This window comes from Micromonospora sp. NPDC050495 (assembly GCF_040655175.1).
Taxonomy (GTDB): Bacteria; Actinomycetota; Actinomycetes; order Mycobacteriales; family Micromonosporaceae; genus Micromonospora.
On record NZ_JBFAJK010000004.1, the window covers coordinates 1 to 13,800 of the forward strand.

Consider the following 13,800-nt stretch of genomic DNA (forward strand, 5'->3'; position numbering starts at 1 on the left):
CTGCCGTCCTCGTTGAACGCCTCGTTGACCACGTCCCAGGCGGCGAGCTTGCCCCGGTAGTGGGCCATCACCCCGTTGATGTGGTCGATCATCGCTTGGCGCAGGCTGCTGCCGGACAGGCTCTGCATCCAGCCCGGCTGCTGGGCGTGCCAGGCCAGGGTGTGACCGCGGACCTTCAGGCCACGCTGGGTCGCCCAGTTGTAGATCTGGTCACCGGAGTTGAAGTTGAACTGGCCCCGCTGGGGCTCCGTCGCGTCCGGCTTCATCTCGTTCTCAGCCGTGATCATGTTGAACTCACGCGCCGCGATCGTGCTGTACGTCGAGTCACCGAGCCGGCCCGCCGCGATCGCCGTGCCGAAGTACCGGCCCGACTGCGCGGCCGCCGCACCCAACGTGCTCGCCGCGGCGTTCGCCGACGGCATCATCACCGCGACCGCGGCCACTGTCACGACGCTGACCGCGCCGGCGAGCAACGCTCTGACGGCGGGCGAGCGCCGCCGCCTGTTCCCGCCACGATGAACGGATGGGCTCATTGCCACCTTGGCCTCCTTACTGGCCAACACCCAAGCCGTCTGGGCGGGGACGACTGGACGTCATGTTCGGAAGATTTAACGGCGCCAATGCTTCCATCGGCCATCCGTCCAGGACAATAAGTTTCGGAAAAGTTTCGGGAGTGTTTTTTGCCGGCCGGGCGCCCCGGATCACGACCGGCGCCGCGCCCCGAATTCCGCGTCTGAGCAGGGCGAACCCGACGATCGCCGGAGGACCGTCAACAGTTGTGTGCATCGATGGACTTGGCGGCGTGGCGTGGCCGGTCGCCCCGGTACGGTGACCGGCCACGCCCGCCCGATCGGCGGTCAGGAGACAGTGCAGGCGACCCCGTTCAGGGTGAAGCCGGTCGGCTTCGGGTTGGTGCCGGTGTGGGTGCCGTTGAAGCCGAAGCTGGTCGACGCCCCGGGCGCGAGCGTTCCGTTGTAGGAGACGTTCGACGCGGTCACCGCGGTGCCGGTCTGGGTGACGTTCGCCGACCAGCCCTGACCCACCTTCTGGCCGGTGCTCGGGAAGGTGAAGGCGAGGGTCCAGCCGTTGAGGGTCGTCGTGCCGGTGTTGGTGACGGTGATGTTCGCGGTGAACCCGGTGTCCCAGGTGCTGGTGACGTACCCGACGGCGCAGCCGCCGGCGGTCGGTGGATCCGCGGTGGTCACGGTGACCGGCGCGGAGGCCGCGGAGACGTTGCCGGCCGCGTCCACCGCGACCACGGTGAAGGTGTAGGCGGTGGCGGCGGTCAGCCCGGTGACCGCGAGGGTGGTGCCGGTGGTCGAGCCGACCAGGACGTTCCCGGACCGGTAGACCCGGTAGCCGGTGACGCCGACGTTGTCGGTCGCCGGCCCCCACGCGAGGGTGAGCCCGGTCGGGCCGACCGCGGACGCGGTGGGCGTGCCGGGGGCGGTGGGCGCCGTGGTGTCCTGGGCCGGCGCCGCCGGGGTGGTGACGCTGACCGTCGGCGAGGCCGTCGACCGGTTGCCGGCGCCGTCGCGAGCGACCACGGAGAACTGGTACGTCCGCTCGGGCAGCAGCCCGGTGACGGCGAGGGTGTTCGTGGTGGACTTCAGCAGCACCAGGGCGTCGCTGCCGACCTGGGCCTGGGTGATGTCGTAGCCGGCCAGGCCGCTGCCGCCGGTGTCGGTGGAGGCGGGCCAGGTCAGGGTGAGCCCGGTCGAGGTGACGCCCGAGGCGACCGGGGTGCCGGGCGCGGTCGGCGCGGTGGTGTCCGGGGTGGCCGGGCCGGGCTCCTCACCCCAGACCCGCACGCCGGCCTCGTAGAGCGGCACCTTGCGGTTCGGCCCGGCGGTGGCCTGGTACGACGGGTCGTTGGTCGGGTCCCAGGTGCCGCCCTCCGGCACGCCGATCTTGAACTGCACCTCCATCCGGTGCTGCGACTGCCCGGCCGGGGCGATGGTGTAACCGGTGCAGTCGACCTCCACGTACCAGATGTCGCCGCTGTACTGCTTGGCGGTCGACGGCGACGGGCAGCCCTGGGTGTAGCCGGGGGTGACGGTCACCGAGCCGGTGCCGTCGGGGCGGAAGTAGTAACGGAACTTCGCCGTCTTCAGCGCCCGGGCCGGGAAGCCCGACTTGTTGTAGATGATCGCCTTGAGCCCGGTGGACCGGGTCTCCGCCTGCATCACCGTGGTCTCCACGGTCAACTCGTCCAGGTCCGGCGTCTCGGCGGTCGGGAAGCCGGCGAGCGGGGTGCCGCCGTACTCCTTGCTGAGCCGGGCCAGGGCGGAGGTGAAGCCGGCGTTGTAGTCGGTGGCGACCTCGTTCATCACGTAGTCCGACCGGCTGTCGGTGTAGGCGTCGTTGGCCGAGGAGGGGCCGCCGACCAGCGCGCCGTAGAGCACGTGCCGGGTCTCGGTGGGCACGGTCTGGCTGTCCCACCAGGAGCCGTGCGCGGTGCGGTGGTGCGGGTTCTTCGGCGAGTTGGCGCCGAAGCCGATCAGGTAACTGGAGTTGCGCGGGTTGTCGCCGAGCGCGTAGTTGATCTGCCGGACGGCGAAGTCGTGGTAGCGCGCCTTGCGGGTGGCGTCGGCGGTCTTGTCGCTGTAGACCAGGGCGGCGAAGGCGGTGTTGGCGGCGTAGCGCAGCGACCCCCAGGAGTCGAGCACCGCCTCCCCGCCCGGCGAGTAGTTCACCTTCGAGCCGTTCACGCCGACGGTCCACCAATCCAGCCACCGGTTGGCGTCGTCGACGTACTTCTGCTTGTTGGTCAGGTTGGCCAGCAGCACGTACGCGCCGAACTGCTTGTTGTCCCAGGCGATGGTCCACTTGTAGGAGCGGGTGGTGGACTGCGGCTCGGTGCCGAGCTTGTCGTACTCGCTCTCCGCCTTGGCCAGGTAGCTCGCGTCCCCGGTGGCCCGGTAGAGCCAGATCGCGCCCCAGACCAGCTCGTCCTGGTAGCCGCTCCACGACTTGTAGAAGCTCGTCGCGTCGGTGATGCACTCGTGGTAGCTCTTGCGCACCGTATCGGCGAACGTGTAGAGCTGCTTCGCGTGCCCGAGCAGCTTGTCGGCGTAGGCGGCGTCGGTGGAACGGAACACCATCGACGAGGCGGCCATCGCGGCCGCCGTCTCCCCCGCCAGGTCCGCGCCGCCACAGCTCGCATCGATCTTGTACGCGGGCCGTGCCATCGGCAGCACCTCGGCCGGCCCCCACCACTTGTGGTCGTCGTCGCCCTTGCCGATCTGCCCGTAGAGGACGTTCGGCGCGGGGTGTGCCTTGACGAAGTAGTCGTTGACCCAGCGCAGGTTGTTGAGCAGGTTGGTGAGCTGGCCGGAGGCGACGTAGCCGTCCCGGTACTCGACCGCGCCCCAGGCCAGCATCGTGGTGCTGAACGCCATCGGGAAGCCGAACTTCACGTGGTCGCCCGCGTCGTACCAGCCGCCGGTGAGGTCGAGTCCGACGTCGGCGCCGTCGGTGAGCGCCGAGTCGCCCCGCCAGGAGACCCGGTTCCAGGCCGGCTTCTTGCCGGACTGCTGCGCCTCGTAGAACAGGATCGACTTCTGCAACGCCTCGGCGTAGTTGAAGCTGGCCGCGGCCTGTGCCGGCCGGGGTGCGGCGACGGCGGTCAGGGCGAGGCTGAGCCCGGTGGCGAGGGCCGCGCCGGCGGCGAGGGCGCGGCGCACCCCGGAGCGGCCGCGCGCGGGTGGTCGGGTGCGGTGCAGCATGGCGTACTCCTGGGATGGGTGCCGCACGGCGGCCGACCGGACGGGGGACGGCCGTCGGAGGTGAACCGCCGCGCGGGCGTGGTGGTGGGGGCCGCCGCGGGAGCGTGGAAGCGCTCCCATGGACAAACGACAATCTAATCGGCCGGCGGCCGGTTGGGAAGACGGTCGGCCGCCGGGCCGGGCGACGAACCGCGCCAGCGCCGAAGGCCGCCGGCGCGTTACAGCGACACGCCCCGGAATTGGCATGATCTTGGCGGGAATTTCGATGTTGAGCGCCACGTCTGCGCAGCTCAGGCCGATCGACCGATGTCGTAAGAGGCCTCACGTTATGGGAACATGTGCCGTCCCCTCTCCCGATCTCGGAGGAATCTCATGCCACAGCGTCGGTACGTGGCGCGCGCGGCTGTCACCGCGTCCGCGGCGGCGGCCTGCCTCGCTCTCGCCACCCCGGCTTGGGCGTCGGCCGGCGTCACCAACCCCACCCTGCGCCAGGCCGGCAAGCACCTGCTGGCGTCCGACAAGGACGCCAACAACAAGGGCTTCGGCAACTGCGCCGGCGCCGACCAGCAGGCCGGCCAGGACATCTGGGTCTTCATCTGGCCCGGCAACGACGTCGAGAGCGTCGACGCGGTGAAGATCGGCTGGGACACCGACAACGACAAGACCGCCGACACCTTCAAGACCCTCGCCGACGGTCACTTCACGACCGACAACGGCGCCAAGAAGGTCTGGTTCGCGACCCCGACCGGCTGGCGGCTGGAGAGCGGCGAGTCGACCATCCACGGGCAGGTGCCGCAGAACCTGTTCAACCTGACCCACACCTGCTCCGGCACCACCCAGACGCAGTCGCCGTCGCCGACGCCGTCCACCACGGACAGCCAGTCGCCGACGCCCGGCGACTCGGGCACCCCGACGCCGGGCCAGCCGGGCGGCACCGAGACGCCCGGCCCCAGCGGCTCCGTGGGCGGCGGCGCCGGTGGCGGCGGCAGCCTCCCGATCACCGGCGTGGCCGCGACCAGCATCGCGGTCACCGGCGTCGCGCTGATCGGCGGCGGGATCGCGCTCATGACCCTGCGGCGACGCCGCGACCGGATCACCTTCACCAGCTGACCTCCCGCCCACCATGCGACCGGCCGCCGGACCCCCGTTCCGGCGGCCGGTTCACGTCTCCGGCCGCCGGTTCACGTCTCCGGCCGCCGGTTCACGAGTCCGGCGGCCGGGTCCGCGTGTCCGGCGGCCGGGTTCGCGTGTCCGGGGCGGCGATCACCGCGCGGCGCGGTTGAACCGCGCGGCGCATCGCTACGTACTGACCGGTAACCCGGTCGACGCCGCCCGGAGCTGAATCACATCATCGATCGCTGTCTATTTGTCGCCCCCGTACCCCCAGGTCAGGCCGGTGTCCGTCGGGCCGTGACGCGTCGCGACGGCGGCCCGGGCGTCCTGGCATACGAGCGTACGGTTGCCCGGCCGCTCGGCCGCGCGGGACAGTACGCCCCACCAGCGGTGCCATCGACGCCGCCGCTCCCCCGGACAACCCTGAGGAGATCGCGATGGCTCTCAGACTTGCCGACGGCACCTCCTGGTCGGACACCCTCGCCCGCGCGGTCGCCGCCGCGCCGGAGGCCTTCGGCACGGCGCCGGACGGCGCGGCCACCCTGCACAACCTCACCCAGGGCCGGTGGCAGGCGGTCGGCACGCCCACCCCGGTGCGTACCCCGGTCGACAACACCGTCCTGGCGCACCTCGCCCGCGTCGACGCCGACGCGGCCCGCAGCGCCGTCGCGCACGCCGCGGCCGACCACCGGCAGTGGGCGCAGACCCCGCTCGCCGAGCGCAAGGCGCGGGTCACCGACGCCCTCGACGCGCTCACCGCCCACCGCGACCTGCTGGCCATGCTGCTGGTCTGGGAGATCGGCAAGCCGTGGCGACTGGCCTGCGCCGACGTCGACCGGGCCCTGGACGGCGTGCGGTGGTACGTGCAGGAGATCGACCGGATGCTCGCCGACGGCCGCGAGCCGCTGTCCGGGCCGGTCAGCAACATCGCCTCCTGGAACTACCCGATGAGCGTGCTGGTCCACGCCGAACTGGTCCAGTTGCTCGCCGGCAACGCGGTCATCGCGAAGACCCCGTCCCAGGGCGGCGCGGTCTGCCTCACCGTCGCGCACGCGCTGATGCGCCGCGCCGGGCTGCCCGCCACGCTGCTCTCCGGCGGCGGCGAGGAGCTGTCCGAGGTGCTGGTCCGCGCCCCGGAGATCGGCGCGGTGGCGTTCGTCGGCGGGCGCTCCAACGGCGGCAAGGTGGCCGCCGCGCTGCTCGACTCCGACAAGCGACACTTCATCGAGCAGGAGGGCCTCAACGCCTGGGGCATCTGGAACTTCTCCCAGTGGGACCTGCTCGCCGCGCACCTGAAGAAGGGCTTCGAGTACGGCAAGCAGCGCTGCACCGCGTACCCGCGCTTCGTGGTCCAGCGGGACCTGGTCGACGAGTTCCTCGACGTGTACCTGCCGGTCGTCCGCTCCGTCCGGTTCGGACACCCGCTCGCCGTCGGTGACGACTGGTCCGCCGGTGACCCGCTGCCCGAACTGGACTTCGGTCCGCTGATCAGCGCGGCCAAGGCCGACGAGCTGCGCCGCAAGGTCGAGGAGGCGGTCCGCGGTGGCGCGGTGCCGCTGCACCGGGGCAAGCTCGACGGGGCGCCCTTCCTCGCCGGCCAGGACACCTCCGCGTACGTGGCGCCGGCCGTGCTGCTCGCCCCGCCCGGCCGGTCCCGGCTGATGCACGCCGAGCCGTTCGGCCCGGTGGACACCATCGTCGTGGTGGACACCACCGACGAGCTGCTGGCCCAGATGAACGCCTCGAACGGCGCCCTGGTCGCCTCGCTGGCCTGCGACGACGAGGAGCTGGCCGGCAAGCTGGCGGTCGACCTGCAGGCGTTCAAGGTGGGCATCAACAAGCCCCGCTCCCGGGGCGACCGGGACGAGCCGTTCGGCGGCCGGGGCGCCTCCTGGAAGGGCGCGTTCGTCGGTGGCGACCTGCTCGTGCAGGCGGTCACCGTGGGCGGCGACGGCCGGCTCTACGGCAACTTCCCGGACTACAGCAGCTACCCGGCGACCTGAGGCTCCCGTGGTGCCGAGCGGCGCGGTGCGAGCGGCGCGGTGCGGGCGGCGGCGAGGTTCGCGTGGTGCCGGGCGGCGGACGTCGCTCGGCACCACGCCGCCCGGGCGGTCACCCCGGCGGTGCCGGCCGGCCGGTCGCGCTCCGGCAGCCGGTGGCGGCTGTCGGATCGAGGACTCCCCGCGCCGCCACGGCCGTCGACGGACCAGGCTTACCGGATGATGCGACGGATGGGTCGGCTCGCCTGCGCTCTGCTCATCACCATCCCGCTGCTGGCGGCGCCGGCGCAGGCCAGCGCACGGAGGCTGACCGCGCTCGACATCCATCCGGCCGGCTGGATGTCGAGCGCCGCGTCCGATGTGAACGGCCGCGGCGAGGTGATCATCACCGCGACGAACCGGGTCGACTCCGAGATCCAGCCGCCGCTCGGTTTCGTCTGGCGGGCCGGGCGGCACACCGCGCTGCGCCCGTTGCCCGGCGGCACCGGCACCCTGCCGCGCGACATCAACGAGCACGGCCTGGTGGTCGGGTTCTGCCAGTCCGTCGCGTACCCGTCGCGGCCGTGCCTCTGGTGGCAGGGCCGGCCCCGCGACCTCGGCACCCTCGACGAACGCGGCACCGGCGCCGCGCTGGCGGTCAACGACCGGGGTGAGATCGTCGGCGAGAACCAGACGTTCATCCGGGGCGGCGAGACCCGCGCCTTCCTCTGGCGCCGGGGCGTCCTGACCGACCTGGGCGGCACCGGCGACCGCAGCGCCAGCGGCATCAACAACCACGGCCAGGTGATCGGCGTGCACTACACCGACGCGGGCCGGCGCGGCTTCCGCTGGCAGCGGGGCGTCCTGACCGACCTGGGCACCCTCGGCGGCGCCGAGTCGGTGCCGGCCGACATCAACGAGCACGGGCAGATCGTGGGCATGAGCACCACGGCCGATGGCAGCCAGCACGCGTTCCTCTGGCAGGACGGCCGGATGACCGACCTGGGACCGCCGTCCGGCGACAGCGGTGCGGTGGCGATCAACGATCGCGCACAGGTCATCGGCTGGACGAGTTCACCGACCGCGATCAGGTCCTTCCGCTGGCAGGGCGGCGTACGCGCCGAGATCGACGGGTACGTCGGCGACCTCAACGAGCAGGGCTGGATCGCCGGCACCAGCGCCGGGGAGCCCCGGCGGGTCTTCCTGCTGCGCAAGAGCCGCCTGGTCACCGGCGGTCCGGCGGCCGCCGTGATCGCCCTGAACGACCGAGGGCTGCTGGCCGGCTGGACGGACGTGCCGGACGGCCAACACGCGTCCATCTGGCGGTGACGGCGGGCCCCGACCGGCGTCAGCCCACACGCCGGGCCGACCGGGCCGGCCTTGGACGTGGGCAGGGCCCCCGAACCGGGGGCCCTGCCGATCACCGTCCCCCGCACCGGAGGTCGGCCACGATGGCGCCGGATCCGTCCGGCGCCGGTCCCGGCCGGGTACCCGCCCTCGCCGGCCCGCCGCGCCGTTGCGGCAGGCCGACCGGCCGGGGCGGCCGGACGAGTCAGGGCGCCCGGTGCGACCGGGCGGTCGCACCGGCCTGCCGCGGCAGGTCGGCCCGGCGGGCCGCCAGCGGCGCCGTCACGGTCAGCACGCTGCCGTCCCGCCGCACCGAGGTCGGCCGGTCCAGCCGGCGCACCGCGCGCAACATCGGGGTGTTCTCGGTGTGCACGTGCAACTGCACGGCGGCGTAGCCGATCCGCTCGGCGTGCCCGACCAACCGCCGCAGCAACGCCGAGCCGAGACCGCGTCGCTGCCAGTCGTCCCGGACCAGCAGCGCCACCTCTGCCTCGTCCCCCTCGCCGAGCAGATTGGCCATCGCCACGACCGGCTCCGCCGCCGGGCCGCCACCGACCGTGGCGACCAGGGTCAGCCCGCCCGCCGGTGCCAGCAGCCGGCGCAGCCGGGCCGGCGACGGGCAGCCGGCGCCGCTGAGGTAGCGCCGCTGGCGGCTGCGCGCCGAGCATGACTCGTGCAGCTCGACCACGCCGGTCAGGTCGTCCGGGCCGGCCGGCCGGAGCCGCACCTCGGCCCCGTCGGGCAGCACCAGGGTGACCCGGTCGTCGTCCCGGCGGGCCACCGCCGCGGCCAGCTCGACCAGGGCCTGGGCCCGGGCGTACTCGGCCGGGGTGAAGCTGGGCTCCCGGCGACTCAGCTCGTACGACCCGCCGGAGGGGTCGGGGAGCAGCATCCGGGTGGCGCCCACCCCGCCCGACGGGCCGGCCGGCGCGGCCCGCCAGGTGACCGTGTCGGCGCCGAGCAGGGTGCGCAGCACCTCCCCGGTCGCGTCCGGGTCCCGCACCAGCCGGCTGGCCAGGCCGAGCACCCGGGTGGGCTGGTCGGCCAGCCCGCGCGCCTCGCTGCGCGCGATCCAGCAGTCCCGTCCCCGCCCGCGCTCCACGGCCGCCCGCAGGTCGGCCTCGGTGAGCTGGTCGGGGGCGTCGACCAGGAAGTCGTCGACCGCCCCCACCTCGGTGGTGTGCACCTGCACGGTGAGGATGTTGACCCCGCCCAGCGCGAGGCTCGCGGTGAGGACCGACAGGTAGCCCGGCCGGTCGTCCACGGTGGCTCGGATCCGCCACAGCGCCATGGTTCGCTCCCTTCCTCGCCTCACGACCCTGCCGGGCGGCTGTTGCGGCCCCGTTGCCCGCCGGTGACGCCGCGGGACGGGTCAGGTGATCGTGGTCACCGGCGGGGCGCCGACCAGGTCCAGCCGGTCGCCCAGGATCACCGCGCCGGCCCGGACCAGCTGGGCCAGCCGGTCCACCTCGGTGGAGTGGAACGCGGCGGCGGCCAGCGGGTCACTGTGGTCGCGCGCCACCACCAGCACCAGGCCGGCGCGACCGAACGGCGCGACCGCGTAGTGGTGCCCGTCCGGGCTGGTCATCGCCCGGGCCCGCAGCGGGGTGATCTCCGGCAGCCGGGGCGGGACGGGCGCCCGCCAGCTGGCGTGCCCGATCGTGGCCTCGCCGGCTCCGCCGCTGCGCGACGCCCAGTCCAGCGGCACCACCGCGGCCACCGCCCAGTCGGCGGCGAGCAGCCCGGGCACCGCGTCGACCAGGGTGGCCACCCCGTCGGTCGGGTTCGCCGCCACCTGGGCGAGCAGTTCGGCGTCCTGCCCGGTGGTGGTCGGCGCGCCGATCGCCCGCCACACCCCGTCCACCCGGACGCCGGGGATCGCGGCCAGGCCGGCGAGGAGCCGCTCCACCCGCGCCGCGCCCGGCCAGACGACGGTGAAGTCGTCCACCGCCCGGCCACCGAGCCGCTCCAGCACCACCACCTGCACGATGTCGGCACCGGAGACGCCGAGTGTACGGGCCACCTGGCCGAGCGTGCCGGGTCGGTCCGGCAGGGTCACCCGAACTCTCAGCAGCATGTCTGGTCCCTCCGCTCGGCGGGCCGGCCGTCGTGCCGGCAGGCTGGCCCCAGCCTGCCCGTTGGCCGTTTCGCCCCTGTTGCAGCGGCATGTCTGCCCGGAAAATCCGACCTTGACAAGAAAGCTGAGCTGCCATCAACTATCCGGATGACCGATCCGGCCGTCGACGCACCTCCGGACCCGACCGGTCCGGCCCCGCGCGGGCTCGACCTCGACCGGCTGCGCGCGTACCTGGCGACACACCGGCCCGAGCTGGCCGCCGCGCCCCTGTCGGCGCGGCTGATCGCCGGCGGCAAGTCCAACCTGACGTACCTGCTGCGCTGCGGCGACCGGGCGGTGGTGCTGCGGCGGCCGCCGCTCGGGCACGTGCTGGCCACCGCGCACGACATGGCCCGGGAGCACCGGGTCATCTCCGCGCTCGCCCCGACCGACGTGCCGGTCCCCGAGGCGCTGCTGCTCTGCGCCGACGCCGAGGTGATCGGCGCGCCGTTCTACCTGATGGAGAAGGTCGACGGCGAGGTCTACCGGAGCCGGTCGCAGACCGACCCGCTGACCGCGGCGCAGCGGCGCGAGCTGGCCATGACGATGATGGACACCCTCGCCGCGCTGCACCTGGTCGAGCCGGCCGCCGTCGGGCTGGCCGACTTCGGCCGTCCGGAGGGCTACCTGGCCCGGCAGGTCCGCCGCTGGGCCGGGCAGCTCGACCGGTCCCGCAGCCGGCCGCTGCCCGGCATCGACGAGCTGCGCGACGCGCTGGCCGGCAGCGTGCCGGAAGGGGCCAACGCCGGGCGGATCGTGCACGGCGACTACCGGCTGGACAACCTGCTCGCCTCGGTCGACCCGGTCTCGGTGCGGGCGGTGCTCGACTGGGAGATGGCCACCCTCGGCGATCCCCTGGCCGACCTGGGACTGCTGCTCACCTACTGGAGCGTGCTCGGCGACAGCGAGCTGACCGAGGGCAACCCGGTGGCCGACGGCGTCGGGCCCCGCGCCGGCTTCCCCAGCGGCGAAGAGCTGATCGACCGGTACGCCGGCCGCAGCGACGTCGACGTCGGCCCGCTGCACTGGCACGTGGCGCTCGGCTGTTTCAAGCTCGCGGTGATCTGCGAGGGCATCCACTACCGGCACACCCTCGGGCAGACGCTCGGCGGGGGCTTCGACCGGATCGGCGACATGGTCGCCCCGCTGGTCGAGCACGGTCTGCACGCGGTCAGGGAGAGATGATGGACTTCGCGTACGACGCCCGGACGGTCGAGCTGCGCGAGCGGCTCACGGCGTTCCTCACCGAGTGCGTCTACCCGGCGGAGCCGGTGCACGCCGAGCAGGTGGCCGCGACCGGCGACCCGTGGGCCCGCCCGGCCGTGATGGACGAGCTGAAGGCCGAGGCCCGCGCCCGGGGCCTGTGGAACCTGTTCCTGCCCGACGCGCGCTACGGCGCCGGCCTGACCAACCTCCAGTACGCCCCGCTCGCCGAGCTGACCGGCCGCAGCCCGCACCTGGCTCCGGAGGCGATCAACTGCGCCGCCCCGGACACCGGCAACATGGAACTGCTGGCCGAGTTCGGCTCCGAGGCGCAGCGGGACCGCTGGCTCAAGCCGCTGCTGGACGGCGAGATCCGCTCCGCGTTCTGCATGACCGAGCCGGAGGTGGCCTCCTCCGACGCCACCAACATCGCCACCCGGATCACCCGGGACGGCGACTCGTACGTGGTCAACGGCCGTAAGTGGTGGTCGTCCGGCGCGATGGACCCGCGCTGCGAGATCTTCATCGTGATGGGCAAGACCGACCCGGCGGCCGACCGGCACCGCCAGCAGAGCATGATCCTGGTCCCCCGGGACACTCCGGGCGTGACGGTACGCCGCGGCATGACGGTGTTCGGCTACAGCGACGCCGCGCACGGCGGGCACGCCGAGATCGACTTCACCGATGTCCGGGTGCCGGCGGAGCACCTGGTCGGCGCCGAGGGCACCGGTTTCGCCATCGCCCAGGCGCGGCTCGGCCCGGGCCGGATCCACCACTGCATGCGGCTGATCGGCATGGCCGAGCGGGCCCTGGAGCTGCTCTGCCAGCGAGCCCTGGCCCGGGTGGCGTTCGGCCGGCCCCTGGCCGAGCAGGGCGTGGTGCGGGAGTGGATCGCCGAGGCCCGGGTCCGGATCGAGCAGGCCCGGCTGCTGGTGCTCAAGACCGCCTGGCTGATGGACACGGTGGGCAACAAGGGCGCGCACACCGAGATCCAGGCCATCAAGATCGCCACCCCGGCGATGGCCGAGTGGGTGATCGACAAGGCGATCCAGGCGCACGGCGGCGCCGGCGTCAGCCAGGACACCCCGCTGGCCGCCCTCTGGGCCCAGACCCGCACCCTGCGGCTCGCCGACGGCCCCGACGAGGTGCACAAGGCTTCCCTGGCCAAGCGCGAGCTGCGCCGCTGGGCCTGACCGCGCCCCCGCCCTCAGGCGGAGGCGCGGTGGATGAGTTTGGTGTCCAGCAGGACGTGCGGGCTGGGCAGCTCGTCGCCCCGGATCCGGGAGACCAGCAGGCGGGCCATCTGCCGGCCCATCTCCTCCACCGGCTGGAAGACCGTGGTCAGCGGCGGCTCGGCCTGCCGGGCGATCGGAGCGTCCTCGAAGCCGACCACCGCGACGTCCTCGGGCACCCGGCGACCGGTCTCGCGCAGCGCGCGCAGCGCGCCGACGGCCATCAGGTCGGAGGCGACGAAGACGGCGTCCAGCTCCGGGCAGACCTCCAGCAGCCGGCGCATGCACGCGGTGCCGCTGCCCTCGCTGAAGTCGCCGTACGCGATCATGTCCGGGTTGACGCTGCCGCCCGCGGCCCGGACGGCCTCCTTGTAGCCGGAGAGCCGGGCCAGGCCGGCGCCCATGTCCTGGGTGCCGGCGATGGTGGCGACCCGGCGCCGGCCGCGGGCGAAGAGGTGCTCCACCGCCTGCCGGGCGCCACCGACGTTGTCCACGTCCACGAACCAGGCCGGCTGGGCGTTCGGGTGCAGCATCCGGGCCGGCCGGCCGCCGAGCACGGTCGGCAGGCCGCGCTCCTCCAGCAGGGTGGGCAGCGGGTCGGCGTCGTGCAGCGAGAGCAGCAGGACGCCGTCCACGTGCTGGTTGGTCAGGTGGTGCTCGACCCGTTCCCGCTCGATCTGGGACTGCGCCATGGCCAACCAGAGCTGCATCGGGGTCTCCAGCAGCGCGGAGCTGACGCCCCGGACGATGCCGGCGAAGAACGGCTCGGTGAAGACCCGCTCCCCGGACTCGGAGACCACCAGGGCCACCGAGTCGGTCCGTTGCGTCACCAGCGCCCGGGCGGCGCGGTTGGGCACGTACCCCAGCTCGGCGATGGCCTGCTGGACGGCGGCCCGGGCCTCCGGGCTGACCTGGGGCGAGCCGTTGACCACGCGGGAGACCGTCCCCCGACCCACGCCCGCGCGAGCGGCGACCGCGTCGAGGGTCGGGCGCCCGAGTGACCGCGTGCGTTGCGTTGTCATCGTGTGCTCCTCCGACCTCGGGCGGACCCGGCACCTGTTGAGGCGTCGGTGCCGGGCCGC

Annotated in this window: 10 protein-coding genes; 5 read left to right on the plus strand and 5 right to left on the minus strand. The window is 73.5% G+C overall.

The annotated features are described in order from the left end of the window. Both AB0I11_RS06785 and AB0I11_RS06790 read right to left on the minus strand, forming a co-directional pair. The coding region (locus AB0I11_RS06785) for an endo-1,4-beta-xylanase (protein ID WP_357315073.1) at positions 1 to 533 on the minus strand (533 nt) is incomplete at its 3' end. 324 nt (positions 534 to 857) lie between these two features. Beyond that, the gene (locus tag AB0I11_RS06790; RefSeq protein ID WP_357314529.1) at positions 858 to 3,728 is read right to left on the minus strand and encodes a glycoside hydrolase family 9 protein; all 2,871 of its coding nucleotides are present in this window, start codon (positions 3,726 to 3,728) and stop codon (positions 858 to 860) included. Positions 3,729 to 4,118: 390 nt separating this feature from the next. Between AB0I11_RS06790 and AB0I11_RS06795 the strand changes: the two genes are divergently transcribed. From AB0I11_RS06795 to AB0I11_RS06805, 3 genes are all read left to right on the plus strand, one after another. Beyond that, positions 4,119 to 4,838, plus strand: coding sequence for an LPXTG cell wall anchor domain-containing protein (locus AB0I11_RS06795; protein ID WP_357314532.1), 720 nt, complete (start codon positions 4,119 to 4,121; stop codon positions 4,836 to 4,838). 440 nt (positions 4,839 to 5,278) lie between these two features. Then, positions 5,279 to 6,844 carry an aldehyde dehydrogenase family protein gene (locus AB0I11_RS06800; protein WP_357314535.1) on the plus strand — a complete coding sequence of 522 codons (1,566 nt, stop codon included), beginning with the start codon at positions 5,279 to 5,281 and terminating at the stop codon, positions 6,842 to 6,844. Positions 6,845 to 7,060: 216 nt separating this feature from the next. Further along, complete coding sequence (locus AB0I11_RS06805; protein WP_357314537.1) at positions 7,061 to 8,149, plus strand: hypothetical protein; 1,089 nt, start codon at positions 7,061 to 7,063, stop codon at positions 8,147 to 8,149. Between the two features lie 223 nt (positions 8,150 to 8,372). On the opposite strand, the gene AB0I11_RS06810 is transcribed toward AB0I11_RS06805, so the two are convergent. Next, positions 8,373 to 9,458: a GNAT family N-acetyltransferase gene (locus AB0I11_RS06810; protein WP_357314539.1), complete on the minus strand. Its 1,086-nt coding sequence runs from the start codon at positions 9,456 to 9,458 to the stop codon at positions 8,373 to 8,375. Positions 9,459 to 9,539: 81 nt separating this feature from the next. Then, positions 9,540 to 10,244, minus strand: coding sequence for an amino acid-binding protein (locus tag AB0I11_RS06815; RefSeq protein ID WP_357314541.1), 705 nt, complete (start codon positions 10,242 to 10,244; stop codon positions 9,540 to 9,542). A 147-nt stretch (positions 10,245 to 10,391) separates the two neighbouring features. On the opposite strand from AB0I11_RS06815, the gene AB0I11_RS06820 reads away from it, so the two are divergent. Together AB0I11_RS06820 and AB0I11_RS06825 are read left to right on the plus strand one after the other, a co-directional pair. Then, on the plus strand, positions 10,392 to 11,468 hold the full coding sequence (locus tag AB0I11_RS06820; RefSeq protein ID WP_357314543.1) for a phosphotransferase family protein: 1,077 nt from the start codon (positions 10,392 to 10,394) through the stop codon (positions 11,466 to 11,468). Continuing rightward, positions 11,468 to 12,679 carry an acyl-CoA dehydrogenase family protein gene (locus AB0I11_RS06825; RefSeq protein WP_357314545.1) on the plus strand — a complete coding sequence of 404 codons (1,212 nt, stop codon included), beginning with the start codon at positions 11,468 to 11,470 and terminating at the stop codon, positions 12,677 to 12,679. Before AB0I11_RS06820 ends, AB0I11_RS06825 begins: the two co-directional genes overlap by 1 nt. 14 nt (positions 12,680 to 12,693) lie before the next feature. On the opposite strand, the gene AB0I11_RS06830 is transcribed toward AB0I11_RS06825, so the two are convergent. Beyond that, positions 12,694 to 13,740 (minus strand): LacI family DNA-binding transcriptional regulator, encoded by a 1,047-nt coding sequence (locus AB0I11_RS06830; RefSeq protein WP_357314548.1) that lies wholly within the window; start codon positions 13,738 to 13,740, stop codon positions 12,694 to 12,696. Between the last annotated feature and the right edge of the window lie 60 nt (positions 13,741 to 13,800).

Bases quoted from the DNA above. Each gene is read 5' to 3' on its own strand.
- AB0I11_RS06815 (WP_357314541.1), bottom strand. From the start codon at position 10,244: ATGCTGCTGAGAGTTCGGGTGACCCTGCCGGACCGACCCGGCACGCTC.
- AB0I11_RS06800 (WP_357314535.1), top strand. From the start codon at position 5,279: ATGGCTCTCAGACTTGCCGACGGCACCTCCTGGTCGGACACCCTCGCC.
- AB0I11_RS06810 (WP_357314539.1), bottom strand. From the start codon at position 9,458: ATGGCGCTGTGGCGGATCCGAGCCACCGTGGACGACCGGCCGGGCTAC.
- AB0I11_RS06825 (WP_357314545.1), top strand. From the start codon at position 11,468: ATGGACTTCGCGTACGACGCCCGGACGGTCGAGCTGCGCGAGCGGCTC.
- AB0I11_RS06790 (WP_357314529.1), bottom strand. From the start codon at position 3,728: ATGCTGCACCGCACCCGACCACCCGCGCGCGGCCGCTCCGGGGTGCGC.
- AB0I11_RS06820 (WP_357314543.1), top strand. From the start codon at position 10,392: ATGACCGATCCGGCCGTCGACGCACCTCCGGACCCGACCGGTCCGGCC.
- AB0I11_RS06805 (WP_357314537.1), top strand. From the start codon at position 7,061: ATGATGCGACGGATGGGTCGGCTCGCCTGCGCTCTGCTCATCACCATC.
- AB0I11_RS06830 (WP_357314548.1), bottom strand. From the start codon at position 13,740: ATGACAACGCAACGCACGCGGTCACTCGGGCGCCCGACCCTCGACGCG.